Here is a 21,100-nt window from a genome sequence, read left to right as displayed (position 1 = left end):
AGACGGGACTTCACGACCATGAGCAACACCAACCCCCTCCTGGACGTCTCCGGGCTGGCCAAACACTTCCCGATCAAGGGCGGTTTCCCGATCCGGCGGACGGTCGGCGCGGTGCAGGCGGTGGACGGCCTCGACTTCCAGGTCGCCGAGGGCGAGAGCCTGGGCCTGGTCGGCGAGTCCGGCTGCGGCAAGTCGACCACGGGACGCCTGATCACCCGCCTGCTGGAGCCGACCGGCGGCAAGATCACCTACCGCGGCCAGGACATCACGCACGCCAACCGCCGGCAGCTGGCACCGATCCGGTCCGAGATCCAGATGATCTTCCAGGACCCGTACGCGTCCCTCAACCCGCGGCAGACGGTCGGCAAGATCATCGCGGGCCCGATGGAGATCAACGACATCAACCCGGCCGGCGGTCGCGAGAAGCGCGTACGGGAACTGCTGGAGATCGTCGGCCTCAACCCCGAGCACTTCAACCGCTTCCCGCACGAGTTCTCCGGCGGCCAGCGCCAGCGCATCGGCGTGGCCCGCGCCCTGGCCCTGGAACCGAAGCTGATCGTCGCCGACGAACCGGTCTCCGCCCTGGACGTCTCCATCCAGGCGCAGGTCGTGAACCTGCTCCAGAAGGTCCAGAAGGAACTGGGCATCGCCTTCGTCTTCATCGCCCACGACCTCGCGATCGTGCGGCACTTCTCACAGCGCGTCGCGGTCATGTACCTCGGTAAGATCGTGGAGATCGCCGACCGCGAGGACCTGTACGACAACCCGCGCCACCCCTACACGCGGGCTCTGCTGTCCGCCGTACCCGAGGCGACGGTGGACGTGGAGCCGCGCGAGCGGATCCGCCTGGTCGGCGACGTCCCGTCCCCGATCAACCCGCCGTCCGGCTGCCGCTTCCGCACCCGCTGCTGGAAGGCGACGGAGAAGTGCGCGACGGAGGCCCCGCCGCTGGTCCAGGCCGACGGCAACAAGCCCGGCCACCTCACCGCGTGCCACTACCCTGAGGCGCAGGACACGATTCCCGCCCCGCGTCTCTCCAAGGACCCCGAGGCCGCGGCCTGACACACCCCTTTCCGTCAGCCGCCGCCTGCGGAACGGACTTTCACCGGCCCATTGACCCGAGCCCCTGAACGTCCGCTCCAGGGGAGCAAGGGCCCGCACCTCCCCAGGTGCGGGCCCTTCTCATTGCCGTACGTCAGGAAGCGGTAGTGGCTTCGAGGAGCTCGGGCCGGTCCGCACCCGGTGCGGCACGCAGCGACCGCACCCCGGGCGACAGGAGTGCGGCGAGGGTGGCCGCGACGATCAGGGCCGCGCAGACGATCAGCATCCGGTCGGTGCCGAAGGCGCCAGCGGCGGGTCCTGCCAGCGCGAGGCCGAGTGGAGCGAGGCTGAGCGAGCCGAACCAGTCGTAGGAGCTGACCCGGGACAGAGCTTCCTCGGGGACTTCGCGCTGCATGGTGGTGGCCCACAGCACGCCGAAGAAGTCCAGGCTGACGCCGGCGGTGAAGGCGCCTGCGGCGACGGCCCACAGCGGTGCTCCGGCTCCGAGGAGGGCCGGCGGCAGGGCGGACGGGAGGGTGAACAGGACCGCCGCCAGGATCGGCCGGGTCACGCGCGCACGGGCCGCGATCCCGGCGCCCGCCACGGCCCCCAGCGCCTGCGCGGCCACCACCAGCGACCATGCGCGGGCCCCGCCGAAGTGGGCACACGTGGCCAGCGGCCCCAGTACGCCGGCGTTGGCGTTCGTGGCGGCCATCACCAGGGAGAACTGGACGACGACCACCCACAGCCACTGCCGGGAGGCGAACTCCCGCCAGCCCTCGCGCAGATCGGCCCACCCCGAGGCGGCCTTCCGGGGCCGCCGGCTCAGCCGCAGGGAGGAGGTGAGCGCGGCGCTGACCACGAAGGAGAGGCCGTTGATGGCCAGCGCCCAGCCCGCGCCCACCCATGCCACGGTCACGCCCGACAGGGCCAGCCCCAGCAGGAGCGAGGTGTTGGTGCCGACCCGCAGCAGACCGTTGGCCCGCTGGAGGGCCTCGGACGGCACCAGTTGCGGGATGACCCCGTCCATCGCGGGCGCGAAGAGAGCGGTCGCGGTGCCTGCCGTGACGGCGAGCGCGCAGAGCGCGGCGATGGGGGCGTGGCCGCTGAGCACCATGGCCGCGAGTCCGCCGTAGGAAAGGGCGCCGAGCACGTCCGACACGGCCATCAACGCGGAGCGGGACACCCGGTCCGCGATCACTCCGCCCACCAGCACCAGCGCGAGCTGCGGGACCGCCTGGCAGGCGACGACGAGCGAGAGGTCGCCCGGGGTCGCGCCGGGCAGCGAGAGCACCGCGAAGGCCAGCGCGATGCGGGCGAACCCGTTGCCGAGGACGGAGATGATCCGGGCGCACGCGAGGCGCACGAAACCGGTGTTGCGCAGCAGGAAAGGGGGGTGCTCAGCGGCAGACATGGACGGGCACCTTACGCCCTTGCGGCCTCGGGCCGGTCACCGTGACGCACCCTTCCCGCCAAGTACGGATCCCGGGTCAGGCTCGCCGCCGTTCAGGACTCGACGAACAGCTCCGCGGCGTCCGTGACGTGCACCGCCCGCTGGGCCCAGATTTCGAGCTGGTCCAGATCGGCACAGGCGTCCACCCGCTCACGCACGGAGTCGCTCACCGCGAGCCCCCTCCACTCCAGAACACGCAGCACCATCTCGGCACGCTCCTGAACACGCCCCTGCTCCCGGCCTTCCTCCCGACCTTCCTCTCGCCCTTCTTCTCGCACCTGCTCCGCCAGCGGGTGCCGCCAGAAGTACTGCATCGCCGTCATCAGGTCCCTCCACATCTGCTTCGCCTGGGGCTCGACCAGGCACGAGTCGACGAACTGCACGAACACCGCGGCACTGTCGCGGTCGATGGTCTTCAGGGCGGATGCCAGCGATTCCAGTATGGCCGCAGCATTCCGGCCGCGCCCGTGTGTCATGGCCGAGAGCACCGCAAGGGGTACGTCCCGCACCGCCTCCCGTTCGTCCGCGATCACCGGCACGTTGTCCGGCCCCAGCACCAACGGACGCACCGTCAGCGACTCCCACCCCCGCAAGCCCAGCCTGATCGGCTGCGAGGCCCACCGCGCGGTCGCACTGCTCTGCGTGATCACGATGAGCACCGGCTCACACCGGTACTTCTCATACAGATACGACAGGTAGTACGGCCAGCTCCCCCGCTTACGGCCGTCCACCTCCCCCTGCGACTCGACGACCAGGAGATACGTCCCCTCGTCCGTCTCCGCCCGCAGCAACGTGTCCACCCGACGCTCGACCGGCTCGATCTCCGTCAGGTCCACGTTCATCGCCGCGAACTCCCGGGTCTCCGGGAACGGCACCCCCAGAACCCGCTGCAACGCATGCGTCAGCAACCCCGGATCCTTCTGGAAGATCCGGTGCAACGCCTCGTGCGTCGACCCCACCATCACGCCACCCCCAGCTCACACCACACGTACTTGCCCCGGTCGCCGAACCGGGCGGACGGCTGCCAGCCCCAGCAGTCGGCACACGCCACCACCAGCCCCAACCCCCGCCCCGCCTCTTCGAGCTCCGTCACTGCTCCCAACGACCCCGGCGGCTCCGGAGGCACGGGGTCCGCATCCCACGCCCCGATCCACACCACCCCCTCCGGGGAACGCCGCACCCGCAACGCCGCCGGCCCCTTCGTGTGCCGCACGGCATTGGAGACCAGCTCCGCAGCGAGGAGCTCTGCCGTGTCCACCAGGCCGATGAGCCCGTGCATGGTCAGGATCAGACGCAGGGTGCGACGGGAGATCGTCACCGCTCTCGGGTCGTTGGGGACGTAGAGCGTGTAGTCCCAGCTTTCGGGCATGCGTCATCAACTCCGGTCAGATGTAGGGGATTGCACGCACGGTGGCATCGCCGCACGGCATAGGTGCGGTGCACTTTCACAGCGTGTCCGTTACGTCACCGACGGTAGAGTCACAATTTGGGACGGCGCAAGTCGCTGCCGTAATCTTCCCCTCGAACGAGGTTCTGCCTCACGGCAGTTCCTGGCGAGGAGGAAGACATGACGCGCAGGAAACAACCCACTGCACGGCAGGCGCGTCTGGGCTCCGAACTGCGCAAACTTCGCGAGGCCGCAGGGCTCAGAGGATTGGAGGCCGCCGCACTGCTGGGTACGGACTCAGCGCAGATCAGCCAGATCGAGTTCGGTACGGCAGGGGTGAGCGAGGAGCGGGTGCGAAGACTCGCCGCCCATTACTCCTGCACGGACGTGGAGTTGATCGAGGCGCTGGTGGCGGTGGCGACGGACCGGACCCGGGGGTGGTGGGAGGAGTACCGGGGCCTGCTGCCGACGTCTTTCCTGGACCTCGCCGAGTTGGAATACCACTCTTCGTACCGGCTCGACGTGGAGTTCCTGCACATCCCCGGCTTGTTCCAGACGGAGGACTACGCTCGCGCCATCTTCTCGTACCGGGTGCCCGAACTCCCGGCGGGCGATCTTGAGCTGCGCGTCCGCCACCGCATGGAACGCAAGGCGGTCCTGGAGCAGCCAGGCCGCGTTCCCTACGAGAGTGTGATCCACGAGGCGGCCCTGCGCATCAGGGTCTGCGACCGGGTCGCCGCACGTGCTCAGCTCAGCCGTCTTGTGGAGTTCTCCGAGGAGGAGCACATCACCGTACGGGTCATCCCGTTCGACCTGGACGGCTTCGCCGGAGCGACGAACGCCATGATGTACGCGGGTGGCGCCGTGCCCAAGCTGGACACAGCGGTGCGCGATGCACCGCAGGGCGCGGGGTTCATCGACTCGGAGGCCCAACTCGGTGCGTTTCGAACGCTCTTCCGTAAGGTGGAGTCCGCGTCCCTCGATCCCGAGCGGTCGCGCGACTTCATCCACAACCTGACGAAGGAGCTGTGAGCACACCGTGGCCCCTGACAACTGGCGCAGGTCGTCCTACTCGGGAAGCGGCGACGGCAACAACTGCGTCGAGGTAGCCCCCCGCCCCACCCGCATATCCGTCCGCGACTCCAAAGCCCCCGCCAGAGCCACCCTCACCTTCCGCCCCGGCGCCTTCGCCGCCTTCGTCAGCGCCCTGCGAGCCGCTCATTCCCGAGCCACCAGCTCCACCTCGAAGCCGTCCTCGTTCTCCAGGTACGCCGCGTAGTGGTCCGGGCCCCCGGCGAACGGATGGCGGTCCGGGAACAGCAGCGTCCACCCGTGTGCCGGAGCCGCTTCCGTCAGCGCGTCGACCGTCGCCCGGTCCGGTGCACGGAACGCCAGGTGGTTCAGGCCGGCTCGCATACGGTCGTGGCCGGCGTCAGCACCCCGCATCGCCGGTGATCGCTCGACCACCACGTACGTCTCCCCCAGCCGCCAGCTCCGCCCGTCCGGCCAGTTCTGGTACGGCGTCCAGCCCAGGCTTCCCAGCAGCCAGCCCCAGGACCCCGTCGCCCGGTCCAGGTCCGGCACCCACAGCTCTATGTGATCAAGCACGGTCAGTCCAATGGAAGTTGATAGAAGCTCAAGAAGAAGGCCGTTCCTGACCCTGCGTTCAACATCATGTGGCACACTGCCGCGGTGGTCGATCATTCGTACGCGGATCTCTCGCTCGCCGCGCTCTACGACAGCCTCAACCCGTGGGGGCCGGGTGACGACTTCTACCTGGACCTGGTGATGTCCGCCGGGTCGGTGCTCGATGTCGGCTGCGGGACCGGGCGGTTGCTGCGCGGGGCGCGGGCCGCGGGGCACGGTGGGTCGCTGACGGGGCTCGAGCCGGCCGCGGCGATGCTCGTGCAGGCGCGTCGGGCCGAACCCGGAGTGGAGTGGGTGCTCGGGGATCTGCGGGCCCGCCGCTGGGACGGCCACGACTTCGAGCTCGTCGTGATGACCGGCCACGCTTTCCAGGAACTGCTCGGCGACGATGACCTGCGGGCCGCGCTGGCCGCCGTACGCGCCGCCCTCTCCCCCACCGGCCGGTTCGTCTTCGAGACCCGTAACCCCACGGCGCGCGCCTGGGAGACCTGGACACCGGACCGCGTGCACCACGCCACCGACCCGGACGGCCGTCAGGTCCGCGTCTGGCACGAGGTCGACGGTTCCCCGGTCGGGGACCGGGTGACCTTCACGGAGACGTACGAGGGTGGAGCCTTCGCGCACCCCCAGGTATGCCGCTCCACCCTCCGCTTCCTCGCTCCCGACGCCCTCGCCGGCTTCCTGGGGGCCGCCGGTCTGGAGGTCGTCGAACAGTACGGCGACTGGGCGCGCGGGCCGGTCACCTCCGGGAGCCCGGAGATCATCACCGTCGCGCGGCACCGGTAGGACGGTCACGGCGGTCCCGCGGCCGCCGCGGTGAAGCGCGCCCCGAGTGCCGCGACCGCAGCGCGGAGTTCCTCCCCGCCCTCGACGCGGAAGGCGAACGGGACCCTCGCCAGCCACTCCTGTGCGTACATGTCGGGGTTGCGGGTGCTGCCGACCAGCACACACCGGTCCTCCCCGAAGGGCTCCACCCGTCCCATGGGCGGCCGGATCCACGGGGCCACCTCGGCCAGGGGGGCGTCGAAGACCACGCGGGTGGAATGCTCCCATCCCAGGCCGAGGTTCTCCTCCAGCACCGCGACCGGGTCGAGGCCCTCGGGCGGTTCGAACCGGCGTCCGGTCGGCCGGACCTCGCGGACCCGGTCGACCCGGTAGGTGCGAATCGCGTCCACACGATGGGAGTGGCACAGCAGGTACCAGCGCCCGTAGCGGACGACGAGGGACCAGGGATCCACCTCCTCCTCCCACTCGTCGCCGGCCTCGCTGCGGTACCCGACCGAGATCCGGCGCCGGGCCGCGACGGCGTCGACGAGTTCGCTGGTGACGACCGGGTCCGGGCGCGTCGCATACGGGTCGGGCGCGGCCGACGCGTGCTCCCGCAGCATGGCCGCCTGGCGGCCGACGCTCTCCGGCAGCGCCTTGACCACCTTGCCCAGGGCCGTGCCGACCAGGTCGTCGACGTCGTCGCCGTCGGTCCCGCCCGGCCGGCGGTCGAGCACCGCCATCACCAGGCCGAGCGCCTCGGCCTGGGTGAAATGCACCGGCGGCAGTCGTGTCCCGCGCCCCAGCCGGTACCCGCCGTGCGGCCCACGGGCCGACTCCACGAGGATGCCGGCCTCCCGCAGGATCCCGACGTACCGGCGCGCGGCCCGCTCCGTGACGCCCAGCCGCACGGCGAGTTCACCGGCCGTCGTACCGGGGCGGGCCTGGAGGATCTCCAGGGTGCGTATCGCCCGCGCGGTGGGGCTGAGGTCGTTCGGCACGGAAGCAGGCTAAGCGCTCCGCCGGAAGTGCCGCGATGTGCCACCGCAGTTCGCCGGCGAGTGCGTGGGGGCTGGTCGCGCAGTTCCTCCCCCAGCCTTCGGCCGGGGGTACCCCCAGCGCCCCTGACGGGGCGCTGCCCAGACCGCGGCAGCCGGACAATCCGGCAGTGGATCGTCCGGATCTCCTTCTACGGTGGGGGCCTTGCAGCCGGAGAAGGGGAACTGACCATGGACATTCTGCTCGTCGGCGGCCTGTGGCTGGACGCATCCGTGTGGGGCGGCGTCGCGTCCGCGCTGGAGGCGCTGGGCCACCGTCCCGTGGCGCTCACCCTCCCGGGCCAGGGGGACGGCTCCCCGTCCGCCACGCTCGACGATCAGGTGGCGGCGGTGCTCGCCGCGGTGGACGCGGCGCCCGGAAGACCCGTGGTGGTGGGGCACTCCGCCGCCTGCACCCTGGCCTGGCTGGCCGCCGACCGGCGGCCGGAACGGCTGGCCAAGGTCGTCCTCATCGGTGGCTTCCCGTCCGCCGGCGGTCAGCCGTACGCCGACTTCTTCGAGGTACGCGACGGGGTCATGCCGTTCCCGGGCTGGGAGCCGTTCGAGGGGCCGGACGCCGCGGACCTCGACACAGCCGCCCGTCGCGAGTTCGCGGCTGCCGCGATCCCGGTGCCCGTGGGCGTGTCCCGGGGCGTGGTGCGGCTGACCGACGAACGGCGGTTCGACGTCCCGGTGGTCGTCGTGTGCCCGGAGTTCACGCCCGCGCAGGCACAGGAGTGGATCAAGGACGGCGACGTCCCGGAGCTCGCCCGGGCCAGACACGTCGGCTTCGCCGACATCGACTCGGGTCACTGGCCCATGGTCACCCGGTCCGCCGAGCTGGCCCGGATCCTGGCCACGGCGGCGGGCACGGACTGACCGGCCCGCCGCCGTCCGGCAGGAGAGGGCTACTCCTCCTCCAGCGCCGCCAGCGCCGGATCCAGCACGATGTCCTCGTCCCGGGCCTCGGTCGTCGGGTCCTCCGGGAAGTGGCAGGCCGTGAGGTGGCCCTCGTGGTTGCCGGAGATCCGGACCAGCGGGGGTTCCTCCGTCGCGCACTTGTCCTGGGCCTTCCAGCAGCGCGTGCGGAAGCGGCAGCCGGACGGCGGGGAGATCGGGGACGGGACGTCGCCGGCCAGGCGGATGCGTTCGCGGCCGACCGCGTCCGGCTCGTCCGTGAGGCTGACCTCCGGTACCGCCGAGAGCAGGGCGTGGGTGTAGGGGTGGCGGGGGCGGCTGTAGATCGCCTCCCGGTCGCCCACCTCGATGATCTTGCCTAGGTACATCACCGCGACGCGCTGCGAGAAGTGCCGCACGATCGCGAGGTCGTGGGCGATGAAGAGGAACGCGATGCCCAGTTCCTTCTGGACCTGCTGGAGGAGGTTGACCACCTGGGCCTGGATGGAGACGTCCAGGGCGGAGACCGGTTCGTCGGCGACGATCAGCTTCGGTTCCAGGGCCAGGGCGCGGGCCACGCCGATGCGCTGGCGCTGGCCGCCGGAGAACTCGTGCGGGAAGCGGTTGAAGTGCTCGGGGTTGAGGCCGACGATTTCGAGGAGTTCGCGTACGCGCTTCTCGCGGCCGCCCTCCGGTTCTATCCCGTTGATCTCCATCGGGCCGGAGATGATCTTGCCGACCGTCTGGCGGGGGTTCAGCGACGAGTACGGGTCCTGGAAGATCATCTGGATCTCGGACCGGATCGGCGCCAGCTGCCGGCGGGAGGCGTGGCCGATCTCCTGGCCGCGGTACTTGATCGTGCCGTCCGTCGGCTCCAGCAGGCGGGTGATCAGGCGGCCCGTCGTGGACTTGCCGCAGCCCGACTCGCCGACCAGGCCGAAGCTCTCGCCCACCCGGACGGTCAGGTCGATGCCGTCCACGGCCTGGACGTGCCCGACCGTGCGCCGGATCGGGAAGCCGCCCTTGACCGGGAAGTACTTGGTCAGGCCGGAGACCTCCAGCAGTGGTTCACCGGCAGTCGCCTCGCGCGGGGCGGGAAGGACCGTGTCCTGGGTCATGACGTGTCGTCTCCTAGCCCAGACGGGGCTTGATCTCTTCGATGAAGATGGTGCGTTTCTGGTCCGCCGTCAGGTGGCAGGCCGCGGAGCGGTCGGGGCCCAGCAGCGGGCGTTCGGTGACGCAGCGGGTGCCGCCGACCCGGTCCTGGAAGGTGCAGCGGGGGTGGAAGCGGCAGCCGGAGGGCGGGGTCAGCAGGGAGGGCGGGGTGCCGGGGATCGGGTTCAGCGGCGCGGCCAGGTCGGAGTCGAGGCGCGGCATCGAGTTCAGCAGGCCCCAGGTGTACGGGTGCTGGGGCGCGCGCAGGACCTCGTCCGTGGTGCCGCGCTCCACCGCGCTGCCCGCGTACATCACCATGATGTCGTCGGCCATGTCGGCGATCACCCCCAGATCGTGGGTGATGAAGATGATGCCCGATCCGAACTCCTGTTGCAGGTCCTTGAGCAGGTCCAGGATCTGTGCCTGGACGGTCACGTCCAGGGCGGTGGTCGGCTCGTCGGCGATGAGCAGGTCGGGGTCGCAGACCAGGGCCATCGCGATCATCGCGCGCTGGCGCATACCGCCGGAGAACTGGTGCGGGTAGTCCTTCGCCCGCTCCTTCGGGTTGGGGATGCCGACCTTGGCGAGCATCTCGACCGCCCGGTCCCAGGCCGCCCGCTTGGAGGCGCCCCGGTGTTTCATGAACGGTTCGGCGATCTGCCGGCCCACCGTGTAGTACGGCGACAGCGCGGTGAGCGGGTCCTGGAAGATCATGGCGGCCTTGTTGCCGCGTACCTTCTCCAGTTCGGACTCGCGGGCGGTGATCAGCTCCTGGCCGTCCAGGAGGATCTCGCCCTCGACCGTGGTGAACTGGGGGTTGTGCAGCCCGAGGATGGTCAGGTTGGTGACCGACTTCCCGGAGCCCGACTCGCCGACGATGCCGAGCGTCCTGCCTCGCTGCACGTCGAACGACAGCCCGTCCACGGCCTGTACGACGCCGTCCTCGGTCCTGAAGCTGACGTGCAGGTCCCGCACCGAGAGGAAGGCACCCGCGTCGGCCGGTGCGGGGGTGCCGGCGCCCTTGGTCAGAGTGGTCACGACGGTTCTCCTCTTACCCGGCCTAGGACAGCCGGACGCGCGGGTCGATGAACGCGTAGGCCGCGTCGACGATGATGTTGAAGAGCAGGATCATGGAGGCGGAGAACAGCATGACGCCCAGCAGCAACGGCAGATCGCTGAACTGCACGGACTCCACCGCGAGTCGCCCGAGGCCGGGCAGTCCGAAGGTGTACTCCGTGATGATGGCACCGCCGAGCAGCGAGCCGAGGTCGATGCCGAAGATGGTGACGATCGGGATGAGCGAGCCGCGCCAGGCGTAGCGGAAGAACACGTAGTGGCGGGACATGCCCTTGGCGCGGGCGGTGCGCACGTGGTCCTCCTGGAGCTGCTCGATCATCGACGAGCGCGCCATACGGGTGTATTGGGAGGCGAAGATCGTGGACAGCACCACCCACGGGATGATCAGTCCGGTGAACCAGGTGATCGGGTTCGCGGTGAAGTTGTTGTAGGCGGGCTTGTCGAAGATGTGGGACTGGTAGACCAGCGCGGCGAGCGCCAGCGGGCCCAGGAAGTAGATCTGCATCGAACTGAGCACCATCGAGCCGGCCGTGACCGTCTTGTCGAGCAGGGTTCCCCGCTTCCAAGCCGCGATCATGCCGGTGCCCAGGCCGACGGTCAGGAAGACCACCGCGGCACCCAGGGTGAGCGAGACGGTGGTGGGCAGCCGGTCCATCATGGTCGACCAGACCGGGTCGTTGGTGTGGTACGAGTACCCGAAGCAGGGGGCGGGGCAGGGGCCCTGGGCGAACTTGTCGCTGCCCAGGACGAGGTTGTGCAGGAAGATCCAGTACTGCTCGGGGATCGACTTGTCGAGGCCGAGCACGTGGTGGATGTTGGCGAGACTGGTCGGATTGCACGTCTTGCCGCACATCAGCAGCGCCGGGTCGCGCGGCATCCCGAAGAACAGCAAGAACGTCACGATGCTCAGCAGAAAGAGGATGACGACGGCACCGAGGATCCGGCGGACGAGGAAGCGCAGCATGCGAGGGGCTTTCTGACGTCGGCGGGCCGGGCGGTACCCGGTGCGGTGTCGCCCCGAGGAGGCTCACGCACCGGGTACCGGCGGGCGGGTGGGGTTACTTGATGTACAGGCGACGCGGGTCGATGCCGCCGATCACGTCGTCGTAGACCAGGCCGCCGACCTTGGAGCCGGCGATCTGGACCTGCTTGTAGTAGATGGTCGGGACGGCGTTGATGACGTCCTTGGCCAGGTACTGGTCGATCTTCTCCCAGGCGTCCGCCGACTTGACCGGGTCGGTGATCTTGTTCGCCGCGTCGATGTCGGCGTTCACCTTGGCGTCGTTGATGTGCGAGTAGTTGGGCGAGCCGTCGGCGATCGCGCGGCCGTCGAACAGCGGCGGGATCACGGTCGAGGCGGACGGCCAGTCCGCACCCCAGGCGGAGTGGTAGATGTCGTAGTTGTTCTCGACCTTTCCGATCTGGTCGTAGAAGGTCTCGGCCGGGATGTCCTGGCGCTGGACGTTGAAGCCGGCCTTGTCCAGCGCGGCGGCGATGGCGGCGGAGTACTGCTGGCCCTCGGGGGTGTTGATGTAGCCGTAGGTCAGTTTCATGCCGACCTTGCCGGCCTTCTTCAGCAGCGCCTTGGCCTTGGCCGCGTCACCGCCCGGGTTCTTCTTCTTGCCCCACGGGTCGAAGGAGGCGTCGTAGCCGCTGACGGTCGGGCTGATGAAGCCGCCGGCGACCTCGGCGGCTGAACTGCCGCCGAAGGCACGGACCATCGGGGTGATCGGGAGGGCGTAGGCGATGGCCTCGCGGACCGTCTTGTCCTGCAACGCCGCGTGCTTCATGTTGATGTTGACCTGGCCGACGTAGGGCTGGTAGCCGGCGACCGTACGGGCCTTGATGGCCGCGTCGCCGCCGAGGACCTGGGAGATGTTGCCCGCGTCCACCGAGTTGTTGAAGCTGATGCCGGTCTGGTCGGCGCCGCTGTTGGCGAGCAGCTGCTTCGTGGAGTCCTCGTACTGCACGTTGAACGTGAAGTCCATCTGGTCCACGTACTGGTTGCGGATCGGGTCCGTCTTCGGGTCCCAGTTGGTGTTCTTGACCAGCACCATCGACTTGCCGGACTTGAACGACTGGATCTTGTACGGGCCGGTCGTCACCGGGGCCTTGTCGTACTTCTCCTTCGTGTCGCCCTTCTTGGAGACGACCGCGTAACCCGCCATGGCGAGCGCGTACGGCAGGTCCGGGTGCGGGGTCTTGAAGTGGAAGATGATGGTCTTGCTGTCGGGCGTCTCCAGGATGCTGTTCGGCAGGTGCTTGCCCTTGTAGGGACCGTCCGGGAGCAGCTTGCGGTAGTCGGCGCCGTTGGTGTCGGCCAGCCACTGCTGGAGGTACGTCGGGCCCTGGTTGATGAAGGACGCGAAGAGCCGCTCGTAGGTCTGGCGGAAGTCCGCGGACGTGATCGGCGTCCCGTCGGAGAACTTGATGCCGTCCTTGAGGGTGTACTTCCAGGTCTTGCCGCCGTCCGTGGTGGTACCGGAGTCGGTGGCGAGGTCGCCGACGACCTCGTGGCCGCTGCCGTCGTTGTTGGTGGCCTTGTAGCCGGTGAGACCTCTGTGGATCAGCGTGGCGAGCGAGCCCTCGTCGGAGACGTAGATCTGGGCGGGGTCGAGGTGGGCGTAGGAGTCGCGCTGCAGCACTTCCAGGGTGCCGCCGGTCTTCGCGCCCGGCACGGCGGTCGCGGGGCCTGTCGAGTCCTTCGCGTCGCCGAACTTGATCGACGCCTGCTGCCGTTTGGCGTTCTGCTGGTCCTTCTTCTTGTTGTCGCTGGTGTTGCTGCCGCCTTTGCTGCAGCCGCTGAGCACGAGTGCCCCCGCCGCGAATATCGACAAAGCGGCGTATGCATGGCGTCCGCCCCTACTCATCACTGAAGTCTCCACCCATCTGTGTGTACGCCGGTGCGAAGGAAATGGCCGTGCGGTATCCGGGCGAGGACGCCCACAAACTGTCGGTCAGCGCGACGCCTTCGGGTCGAAGGCGTCCCGGACCGAGTCCCCGAGCAGGTTGAAGGCGACGATGAAGATGACCATCGAGACGCCGGGGAAGAACATGTAGGTGATGTCGTTCTGCAGGACGAGTTCGGTCGAGGCCTTGGAGAACATCTGGCCCCAGTCGGGGGTGGGCTCGACGATGCCGACACCGAGGAACGACAGACCCGCCTCGCTGGTGACGAGGTACGGAAGCGTGTACGTGGTCTGCACCAGCAGCGGTGTCACCACGTTCGGCAGGACCTCCTTGCGGATGATCCGCCACGGCGAGGCGCCGCTCACCTTGGCCGCCTCGATGAACTCCCGTTCCCGCAGGGCGAGTGTCGTGCCGCGCAGGATGCGGGCGAGGCTCATCCAGCCGAGCACCCACTGGACGGCGATCAGCGCGACGACGCGCACGTAGGTCGGCGTCTCGTCGCGCGGGCTCACGAACAGCGAGACCACGACCGGCATGCTGGCGATGAAGAACAGCTGCGAGGGGAAGGCGAGCAGGAAGTCGATGAGCCGCCCGATGGCGAAGTCGGTCTTGCCGCCGAGGTAGCCCGCTGTGACACCGAGAAGGATTCCGGTGACGACGACCGCGACGGTGACCGCCACGGAGATCGTCAGCGAGGTCCGGATGCCGTAGATCAGCTTGGTGAACACGTCGTAGCCGTTGCCCGGTTCGAGGCCGAACCAGAACTCGCTGCTGATGCCGCCGTTGGGCTGCACCGGCACACCCGCGCTGTCGAAGAGTTCCGGGCGTTCGTCGGCGTAGATGGTGTACGGGTTCTTGCCGTACAGCTTCGAGATCAGCGGGGCCGCCGCTGCGACGAGGAAGAAGAACGCCACGACGAACGCCGAGATGACGCCGGTGCGGTCGCGCTTGAAGCGGATCCACATCAGCTGGCCGGGCGAGCGGCCTTCGAGTTTCACCGTCCCGGTCTTCGTGTCGGGCTCCGGTCCGCCGTCCACGACGACCGACCGTCCGCCGCCCTCAATGTCCGTAGGACTTGTCACAGTTCGTCCAATTCACAGGTGTGGGTGTGCCGAACCGGCGGCCGGCACAGGTGGGTGCGGCCGCAGCGGCATGAACCGATGAGGCGGTGATCCGATGAAGCGTCAGGGCATGCCCCGGCCGAACGGGAATGCCGCAGCCGGACGCGCGTAGGCGAGCGGCGGCACTACCCGGACGGCTGCTGCTTCAGGACCAACTACCGGACGAACAAGGGCAGTCGGACGGATCGGACTGACCGGCCGTCGTCGGCGACGGAACCCACCTGGCGCCTGTGACACTGCACATGGGACTTCCCCTCATGACTTCACGTGTTCACCAACAGGAGGTTTCCGTCCATACCCTCCGACACCCCTGACGGAGGGCCAGACACCCCCTGATGCTCGTGAGTCGAGCGCTGTCCCCACAGCGCGAGACCCATTGACCCGAGCGCTACGCGGCTAACTATCTGCCATGAGCCAGGTGCCGACCACTGTCTTTAAATCTCAATTCAGTCACAGCTGGCGCGTAGTTCTTCCGAAAAATGGACAAAGCGTTCCACGGGAGAAGGCCGCGAAACGGACTTGTTACATGGCTATCGGGCGAGGATCTCCGCATTTCGGACAGCGGCCTGAAGTTGGCCGAGTCCCGCCCACTCGAAAACGGGTTGCAAAAAACCCGGGCACCCCCATCATGGGGGCACCCGGGCTCAAGTGTCCTGCGATCAGCCGTGCTTGGCGCGGCTGGCGGCACGGGCCCGCTCGCGGGCGTCCAGGTTCACCTTGCGGATGCGAACGGCCTCCGGGGTCACCTCGACGCACTCGTCGTCACGGCAGAACTCCAGCGACTGCTCCAGCGACAGCTTGCGCGGCGGCACGATCGCCTCGAACGAGTCGGCCGAGGACGACCGCATGTTCGTGAGCTTCTTCTCCTTGGTGATGTTGACGTCCATGTCGTCGGAGCGCGAGTTCTCACCGACGATCATGCCCTCGTACACCTCGGTGCCCGGCTCGGTGAACAGCACACCGCGCTCCTGGAGGTTCGTCATCGCGAACGCGGTGACGGCACCGGAGCGGTCGGCGACCAGCGAGCCGTTGTTACGGGTCTGCAGGGTGCCGAACCAGGGCTCGTGGCCCTCGTGGATGGAGTGCGCGATACCCGTGCCGCGCGTCTGCGTCAGGAACTCGGTACGGAAGCCGATGAGACCGCGGGACGGCACCACGAACTCCATGCGGACCCAGCCGGAGCCGTGGTTGGACATGTTGTCCATCCGGCCCTTGCGGACACCCATGAGCTGCGTGACCGCACCCATGTGCTCCTCGGGCACGTCGATCGTCATGCGCTCGACCGGCTCGTAGGTCTTGCCGTCGACCTGCTTCGTGACGACCTGCGGCTTGCCGATGGTCAGCTCGAAGCCCTCGCGGCGCATCTGCTCGACCAGGATGGCGAGCGCCAGCTCACCACGGCCCTGGACCTCCCAGGCGTCCGGGCGCTCGGTGTCGAGCACGCGGAGGGAGACGTTACCGATCAGCTCGCGGTCGAGACGGTCCTTGACCTGCCGGGCAGTGACCTTGCGGTCCTTGACCGCGGCCTTGTTGTCGGCGCCCTTGCCGGTACCGCCACGGCCGACCAGCGGCGAGGTGTTGGTGCCGATGGTCATCGAGATCGCCGGCTCGTCGACCGTGATCAGCGGCAGCGGGATCGGATTCTCGGTGTCGGCGAGGGTCTCGCCGATCATGATGTCCGCGATACCGGCGACGGCACAGATGTCACCCGGACCGGCCATCTCGGCGGGCTTGCGGGTGAGCGCCTCGGTCATCAGCAGCTCGGTGATGCGCACGTTGGACATCGTGCCGTCACGCTTGATCCACGTGACGGTCTGGCCCTTGCGCAGTTCGCCCTGCTCGACACGGAGCAGCGCGATACGGCCGAGGAAGTTGTCGGCGTCCAGGTTGGTGACGTGCGCCTGGAGGGGGGCCTCCGCGTCGAACTCCGGAGCCGGGACGTGGGCCAGGATCGTGGAGAAGAACGGCTCCAGGCTGTCGCTGTCGGCCGGGACGGTGCCGTCCTCCGGCTTGGTCAGCGAGGCCACACCGTCACGCGCACACGCGTAGACGATCGGGAACTCGATCTGGTCCTCGTCGGCGTCCAGGTCGAGGAAGAGGTCGTAGGTCTCGTTGACCACCTCGTCGATCCGGGAGTCCGGGCGGTCCGTCTTGTTGATGCACAGGATGACGGGCAGGCGCTGCTGGAGGGCCTTGCGCAGCACGAAGCGGGTCTGCGGCAGCGGGCCCTCGGAGGCGTCGACCAGCAGGACGACCGCGTCCACCATCGACAGACCGCGCTCGACCTCGCCTCCGAAGTCGGCGTGGCCCGGGGTGTCGATGATGTTGATGGTGATGACGTCGCCGCCATCCTTGGGGTGGTACTTCACCGCCGTGTTCTTGGCCAGGATCGTGATGCCCTTCTCACGTTCCAGGTCGTTCGAGTCCATCATTCGGTCGTCGAGCGACTCGGCGGCGTGCGCTGCGAAGGCACCGGCCTGCTTCAGCATGGCGTCGACGAGGGTCGTCTTGCCGTGGTCGACGTGGGCGACGATGGCGACGTTGCGGATGTCGTGGCGCGTGGCCATAGTGCGGCGTACTCCCGGAGTGTGAGGAAGGGGTCTGCGCGTACGTCGGTGTTACGCGGACCCTGCCGGGCTGAACACGCCACGGCCTCACCCCATGGTACGGGGCCGATCGACCGGCGGCTCGCGGGGATACGAATATGCAGCTCAGGGTGCTCATCAAGGAGCGATCGGCGGAGAAACCAGGGGGCGCGGGGAACTGCGCGACCAGCCCCCGCACACCCGGCACCCGACGACGGCCCCGAACGCCCTACCCCTTGCCGGGGCTGGGCGACACCTTCGCCCCCTTCTTCAGGAACCCCATGTCCTGGTACACCGGCGTCTGGAAGCCGAAGGCGCCCACGTTCACCAGGTCCTTCCGGGCGCCCACGAGCTGCGGCCGCTGGTACAGCGGCAGCGACCCCGCCGACGCCCAGATCCTGGAGTCCGCCTTGCGCAGCAGCCCGTCCGCCTCGTCCTCGTCCAGCGTGCCCAGCGCCTGGTCGAAGAGCTGGTCCACCTGGTCGGTGCCGACCCGCGTGTAGTTCTGCTCGACGTTCAGCGACCCGTCGGCCGCCACCACCGGCTTCGCGTAGATCGGCCGCGCGTCCGTCGCCGGGAACGCGGACGACGGCCACGAGTACAGCGCGAGGTCGTACTGCCCGGCCGCGATGTGGTCCTTGAAGTAGCTGTCGTCGGAGACCTTCTGGATCTCGGTCGCGATCCCCACCCTGTCCAGCATCTGCGAGATCTGGCCGGCGACCGTCTGGAGGGCCTCCGAGCCCGGTCCCGACGGCAGCACGAACCGCAGCGAGAGCGCCTTCCCGTCCTTCGCCAGCGGCCCGGCCGGCGCCCCCGCGCCCCTGGGTGCCGCCGTGCCCTTGGGCGCATACGCCCCGGGCGCCCCGTGGGCGTGGTCCTTCTGGTGGTCGCGGGTGTCCCTGTCGTCCGTGCCCTTGTCGTCCGGGCCCTTGTCGTCCGTGCCCTTGTCGTCCTCGCCGACGATGTACTGCCCGTCGTGCCCGCCGTCCGACTCGTCGCCCTGCTCGCTGTCGTCCTTCTTCTTGTCGGCCTTCTCCCCGTCCTCGGCGCCGGCCGCCTTGCCGCCGGTCTTGACCGGGCCGCCGGCCACCCAGCCCGCGTCGGCGAGCAGGGCCTGCGCCTCGTGGGTGTCGAGACCGCCGATCGCCCCGCTGCCGTCGGTGTAGGCGGCCTGCCCGGACAGGGCGACGTGGCTGCCGACCGGCACCGCGGGCAGCCCCAGCGGGGTGAGGACCAGCTTGGCGAGCGCCTGGCGGTCGAGGGCGCGGGCGACGGCCCGGCGCACCCGCTCGTCGGCGAGCGGGCCCTCGGAGCCGTTGAGGGCGAGCTGGGTGTAGGCGGGCTCCAGCGACTTGCGGACGGCGAAGTCACGCAGCTCGTGCTGCTGCTCCAGCCACTTGGCGATGCTCCTGCGGAGCTTCTTCGACCCCTTCGGCAGCTTCTCCTCGTCCATGCCGAGGGTCAGCGCCCAGGACCGCAGCTTCTTGGCGGAGGTCTTCCCGGCGCCCTGCAAGGGCAGGCCGGTGCCCTTCTCCCGGCCGGCGACGGTGATCCGGTCGGCGTCGGCGGCGTCGATGTCGGCGACGTCGACGGTGCCGGCGGCGAGCGCGGAGGCCCGCTTCGCGCGGTCCACGGCGTGCAGGTCGATCTCGTCGAGCTTGGCCGGACGCCCCCACCAGCGCGGGTTGCGGGTGAGGATCACGTCCTTCTTGGCGGTGTCGACCTTGTCGACCCGGAAGGGGCCCGCGGTGACGGCGAGCTTGCGGCGGGCGCCGTCGTTGAAGGTGTCCGGGGTGCCCATGACGTCCTTCGGGTACAGCGGCGAGAACAGCGACCTCCAGTCGGCGTACGGCCGGTCGAAGGTGACCCGGACCTCCAGGTCGTTGGCGCCGCGCTCGATCTGGGCGATGCGGTCGTAGCCGGCGTTGCGGGCGGTCCAGTAGGCGGAGTCCTTGCCGGACAGGGCACGCCACTGGGCGGCGAAGTCGGCGGCGCCGATCTCCCGGCCGTCGCTCCAGACGGCCTGCTGGTTGAGCTTGTAGAGGACGACCTGGCGGGGCTCGGTCTCGATGACCTTCGCGGACTCCAGGTAGTCCGGGTTGCGGACCGGCTTCCCGGTGGCGTCGATGGTGAACATCGACGGCAGGACGGCCTGGGCGACCCGGGTGGTGCCCGCGTCGGCGTCGGCCTGGAAGGTGTTGAGCGTCTCGGGTACGGCGTCCACGGCCATCTTCAGGGTGCCGCCCTCGGCGACCGCGTCCCGGGCGACCGGCACGATGTCCTGCCCGGCCAGCGGCTTGCTGCCCTCGTCGTCGGAGCCGCAGCCGGCGAGGAGGGGGAGGGCGAGGGCGCCTGCGGCGAGGAAGGCGAGGCTTCTCTGGTAGCGCCGGGAAGTGCCGCCGTCGTTCGAGTGCGGCGCCGTTGTGGCTGATCGCGCCCGCGCGGCGGCAGCCGCACATGCAATAACGCCCCGCGCCCCTGAAGGGGCGCTATGGCCGACGCCGTGGTGAGACATCTCTGCTTACCTCCGGGAGGCCCCGTGACACGGGTGCGGTCTGTTCACATTTGGGGGTATTTTGGAGTTGATCACATGTACGTCAGAAGTACGGACCCCACTGAAATGGACGGGGTCCGTCGGCCCGGGACGACACGGCGGCGGAGGCCGCCAAACGCCACCCGTGCGGCGCAATGCCGTGCTCATCCCGGCGCACACAGAGCGCGTGCGGGCGTGCGACGGAGGCGCGCAATCCGCCAATCGCTGCACATGGCTTCACATCAGCAGGTGTGACGCGCAACACTCGCAGGCGCATGAACGTTGCCGCCTTGGACCACGAAGTCCGCGGAAGTGAGGTCACGTCATGTCCGTGCACGACGACCTGACGTCAGTCCAGCGTTGCCTAGAGGACCTGAACCGGTCCGTCGGCCGCCTGGAGCAGCAGCTCGGGAGCGGCGGACTGGAGATGCGCCGCGTCCGTTCCGACGCCGATCACCTGCGCGAGAGCGTGGCACTGCTGCGTGAGGCGGCCAACACCGGCGCCCCGGGCAAGCGGCCCGAACTCGTCACCATCTCCGACGACCCGTACGACATCAACCTGTGGACGGACACGGACGACGAGGGTCTCGGCGCCCGCGACCGGCACGCCCCCTAGGAGCGCCCGCCCGCAGGCCCCGACCCCCGAACCGACCGGAGTCATCCCCTTGGCCACTGGTACGGAACCACATCCGAACAGCGGCGGCGTACGCACCGGTACGCGCGCCGCGATCTCCGCCCCGCACCTGCGGACCGACCGCTGGTGGCTGGCGCCCGCCGTCACCGCGGCCGGTCTGTTCGCGTTCGTCGTCTACTCGACGTGGCGGGCCTTCTCGAACGCGCACTACTACTCGGCGCCGTACGTCTCGCCGTTCTACTCGCCGTGTCTGGCCGAGAACTGCAAGACCATGCCGTCCGGCCCGAACGCCGACCTCTTCGGCAGCTGGTGGGCGATCTCCCCGGCGATCATCATCCTGATCTTCCCGCTGGGCTTCCGCCTGACCTGCTACTACTACCGCAAGGCGTACTACCGCAGCTTCTGGGCGTCCCCGCCCGCCTGCGCGGTGGCCGAGCCGCACGCGAAGTACACCGGTGAGACCCGCTTCCCGCTCATCCTGCAGAACGTCCACCGGTACTTCTTCTACTTCGCCCTGCTGGTCGCCTGCGTGCTGACCTACGACACGGTGCTCTCCTTCCGGGACACGCACGAGCACTGGGGCCACATGGGCCTCGGCACCCTGGTCTTCCTGGTCAACATCGTGCTGATCTGGGCGTACACGCTGTCCTGCCACTCCTGCCGGCACATCGTCGGCGGCAAGCTCAAGCACTTCTCCAAACACCCCGTGCGCTACAAGGCGTGGCAGTTCGTCGGCCGGCTCAACAACCGGCACATGCTGCTCGCCTGGGCGTCGTTGGTGAGCGTGGCGCTCGCCGACTTCTACGTCTATCTGCTCGCGTCCGGTGTCTTCGACGATCCGCGATTCTTTTGATGAGG

At 69.1% G+C, this 21,100-nt stretch carries 19 protein-coding genes; 7 read left to right on the top strand and 12 right to left on the bottom strand.

Annotated elements, in window-relative coordinates; translation table 11 throughout:
* Positions 1–18 precede the first annotated feature (18 nt).
* Positions 19–1,062, top strand: a complete 1,044-nt coding sequence (locus tag ACZ4UV_RS18005; protein WP_467838885.1) for an ABC transporter ATP-binding protein — start codon at positions 19–21, stop codon at positions 1,060–1,062.
* Positions 1,063–1,195: 133 nt separating this feature from the next.
* On the opposite strand, the gene ACZ4UV_RS18000 is transcribed toward ACZ4UV_RS18005, so the two are convergent.
* The 3 genes from ACZ4UV_RS18000 to ACZ4UV_RS17990 form a co-directional block, all read right to left on the bottom strand.
* Positions 1,196–2,455, bottom strand: coding sequence for an MFS transporter (locus ACZ4UV_RS18000; protein WP_467838882.1), 1,260 nt, complete (start codon positions 2,453–2,455; stop codon positions 1,196–1,198).
* Between the two features lie 92 nt (positions 2,456–2,547).
* Complete coding sequence (locus ACZ4UV_RS17995; RefSeq protein WP_467838879.1) at positions 2,548–3,456, bottom strand: hypothetical protein; 909 nt, start codon at positions 3,454–3,456, stop codon at positions 2,548–2,550.
* On the bottom strand, positions 3,456–3,863 hold the full coding sequence (locus ACZ4UV_RS17990) for an ATP-binding protein (protein WP_451022980.1): 408 nt from the start codon (positions 3,861–3,863) through the stop codon (positions 3,456–3,458). The genes ACZ4UV_RS17995 and ACZ4UV_RS17990 overlap by 1 nt, the downstream gene beginning before the upstream one ends.
* A gap of 198 nt (positions 3,864–4,061) precedes the next feature.
* Between ACZ4UV_RS17990 and ACZ4UV_RS17985 the strand changes: the two genes are divergently transcribed.
* On the top strand, positions 4,062–4,913 hold the full coding sequence (locus tag ACZ4UV_RS17985; RefSeq protein ID WP_451022981.1) for a helix-turn-helix domain-containing protein: 852 nt from the start codon (positions 4,062–4,064) through the stop codon (positions 4,911–4,913).
* Between the two features lie 7 nt (positions 4,914–4,920).
* Complete coding sequence (locus ACZ4UV_RS17980) at positions 4,921–5,160, top strand: DUF397 domain-containing protein (RefSeq protein ID WP_467838874.1); 240 nt, start codon at positions 4,921–4,923, stop codon at positions 5,158–5,160.
* On the opposite strand, the gene ACZ4UV_RS17975 is transcribed toward ACZ4UV_RS17980, so the two are convergent.
* On the bottom strand, positions 5,100–5,489 hold the full coding sequence (locus tag ACZ4UV_RS17975) for a VOC family protein (protein ID WP_467838872.1): 390 nt from the start codon (positions 5,487–5,489) through the stop codon (positions 5,100–5,102). The two genes, ACZ4UV_RS17980 and ACZ4UV_RS17975, sit on opposite strands and share 61 nt — an antisense overlap.
* 84 nt (positions 5,490–5,573) lie before the next feature.
* On the opposite strand from ACZ4UV_RS17975, the gene ACZ4UV_RS17970 reads away from it, so the two are divergent.
* Entirely contained in the window at positions 5,574–6,314 is a 741-nt protein-coding gene (locus ACZ4UV_RS17970) for a class I SAM-dependent methyltransferase (protein ID WP_467838869.1), read from the top strand.
* A 5-nt stretch (positions 6,315–6,319) separates the two neighbouring features.
* On the opposite strand, the gene ACZ4UV_RS17965 is transcribed toward ACZ4UV_RS17970, so the two are convergent.
* Entirely contained in the window at positions 6,320–7,294 is a 975-nt protein-coding gene (locus ACZ4UV_RS17965; protein ID WP_467838867.1) for a helix-turn-helix transcriptional regulator, read from the bottom strand.
* Positions 7,295–7,522: 228 nt separating this feature from the next.
* Between ACZ4UV_RS17965 and ACZ4UV_RS17960 the strand changes: the two genes are divergently transcribed.
* The gene (locus ACZ4UV_RS17960; protein ID WP_451023381.1) at positions 7,523–8,209 is read left to right on the top strand and encodes an alpha/beta fold hydrolase; all 687 of its coding nucleotides are present in this window, start codon (positions 7,523–7,525) and stop codon (positions 8,207–8,209) included.
* A gap of 29 nt (positions 8,210–8,238) precedes the next feature.
* On the opposite strand, the gene ACZ4UV_RS17955 is transcribed toward ACZ4UV_RS17960, so the two are convergent.
* The 7 genes from ACZ4UV_RS17955 to ACZ4UV_RS17925 all read right to left on the bottom strand — a co-directional run bounded on the left by ACZ4UV_RS17955 (position 8,239) and on the right by ACZ4UV_RS17925 (position 19,590).
* Entirely contained in the window at positions 8,239–9,345 is a 1,107-nt protein-coding gene (locus tag ACZ4UV_RS17955) for an ABC transporter ATP-binding protein (protein WP_390046620.1), read from the bottom strand.
* A 13-nt stretch (positions 9,346–9,358) separates the two neighbouring features.
* Complete coding sequence (locus ACZ4UV_RS17950) at positions 9,359–10,420, bottom strand: ABC transporter ATP-binding protein (protein WP_451021827.1); 1,062 nt, start codon at positions 10,418–10,420, stop codon at positions 9,359–9,361.
* A gap of 22 nt (positions 10,421–10,442) precedes the next feature.
* A complete protein-coding gene (locus ACZ4UV_RS17945) occupies positions 10,443–11,423 on the bottom strand; it encodes an ABC transporter permease (RefSeq protein WP_451021828.1) in 981 nt (326 codons plus the stop codon).
* Between the two features lie 94 nt (positions 11,424–11,517).
* The gene (locus ACZ4UV_RS17940; RefSeq protein WP_451021829.1) at positions 11,518–13,329 is read right to left on the bottom strand and encodes an ABC transporter substrate-binding protein; all 1,812 of its coding nucleotides are present in this window, start codon (positions 13,327–13,329) and stop codon (positions 11,518–11,520) included.
* 87 nt (positions 13,330–13,416) lie between these two features.
* A complete protein-coding gene (locus ACZ4UV_RS17935) occupies positions 13,417–14,451 on the bottom strand; it encodes an ABC transporter permease (protein ID WP_451021830.1) in 1,035 nt (344 codons plus the stop codon).
* Positions 14,452–15,149: 698 nt separating this feature from the next.
* Positions 15,150–17,057 carry a translational GTPase TypA gene (typA, locus tag ACZ4UV_RS17930; protein WP_451021831.1) on the bottom strand — a complete coding sequence of 636 codons (1,908 nt, stop codon included), beginning with the start codon at positions 17,055–17,057 and terminating at the stop codon, positions 15,150–15,152.
* Between the two features lie 247 nt (positions 17,058–17,304).
* Positions 17,305–19,590, bottom strand: coding sequence for an ABC transporter family substrate-binding protein (locus ACZ4UV_RS17925; RefSeq protein ID WP_467838861.1), 2,286 nt, complete (start codon positions 19,588–19,590; stop codon positions 17,305–17,307).
* A gap of 343 nt (positions 19,591–19,933) precedes the next feature.
* Between ACZ4UV_RS17925 and ACZ4UV_RS17920 the strand changes: the two genes are divergently transcribed.
* Both ACZ4UV_RS17920 and ACZ4UV_RS17915 read left to right on the top strand, forming a co-directional pair.
* Positions 19,934–20,224: a hypothetical protein gene (locus tag ACZ4UV_RS17920; RefSeq protein WP_351489927.1), complete on the top strand. Its 291-nt coding sequence runs from the start codon at positions 19,934–19,936 to the stop codon at positions 20,222–20,224.
* Positions 20,225–20,273: 49 nt separating this feature from the next.
* Complete coding sequence (locus ACZ4UV_RS17915; protein WP_451016262.1) at positions 20,274–21,095, top strand: hypothetical protein; 822 nt, start codon at positions 20,274–20,276, stop codon at positions 21,093–21,095.
* The last annotated feature ends 5 nt before the right edge of the window (positions 21,096–21,100 follow it).

Source organism: Streptomyces sp. NPDC028289 (genome assembly GCF_055565975.1).
The sequence above is the reverse complement of the archived record's forward strand: the minus strand, read 5'-3'. Positions and strand labels throughout refer to the sequence as shown.

Excerpts from the sequence above, each read along its gene's own strand:
- ACZ4UV_RS18005 (WP_467838885.1), top strand. The coding sequence starts at position 19 with ATGAGCAACACCAACCCCCTCCTGGACGTCTCCGGGCTGGCCAAACAC.
- ACZ4UV_RS17985 (WP_451022981.1), top strand. The coding sequence starts at position 4,062 with ATGACGCGCAGGAAACAACCCACTGCACGGCAGGCGCGTCTGGGCTCC.
- ACZ4UV_RS17995 (WP_467838879.1), bottom strand. The coding sequence starts at position 3,456 with ATGGTGGGGTCGACGCACGAGGCGTTGCACCGGATCTTCCAGAAGGAT.
- ACZ4UV_RS17920 (WP_351489927.1), top strand. The coding sequence starts at position 19,934 with ATGTCCGTGCACGACGACCTGACGTCAGTCCAGCGTTGCCTAGAGGAC.
- ACZ4UV_RS17940 (WP_451021829.1), bottom strand. The coding sequence starts at position 13,329 with ATGAGTAGGGGCGGACGCCATGCATACGCCGCTTTGTCGATATTCGCG.
- ACZ4UV_RS17990 (WP_451022980.1), bottom strand. The coding sequence starts at position 3,863 with ATGCCCGAAAGCTGGGACTACACGCTCTACGTCCCCAACGACCCGAGA.
- ACZ4UV_RS18000 (WP_467838882.1), bottom strand. The coding sequence starts at position 2,455 with ATGTCTGCCGCTGAGCACCCCCCTTTCCTGCTGCGCAACACCGGTTTC.
- ACZ4UV_RS17925 (WP_467838861.1), bottom strand. The coding sequence starts at position 19,590 with ATGTCTCACCACGGCGTCGGCCATAGCGCCCCTTCAGGGGCGCGGGGC.
- ACZ4UV_RS17955 (WP_390046620.1), bottom strand. The coding sequence starts at position 9,345 with ATGACCCAGGACACGGTCCTTCCCGCCCCGCGCGAGGCGACTGCCGGT.
- ACZ4UV_RS17960 (WP_451023381.1), top strand. The coding sequence starts at position 7,523 with ATGGACATTCTGCTCGTCGGCGGCCTGTGGCTGGACGCATCCGTGTGG.
- ACZ4UV_RS17945 (WP_451021828.1), bottom strand. The coding sequence starts at position 11,423 with ATGCTGCGCTTCCTCGTCCGCCGGATCCTCGGTGCCGTCGTCATCCTC.
- typA (WP_451021831.1), bottom strand. The coding sequence starts at position 17,057 with ATGGCCACGCGCCACGACATCCGCAACGTCGCCATCGTCGCCCACGTC.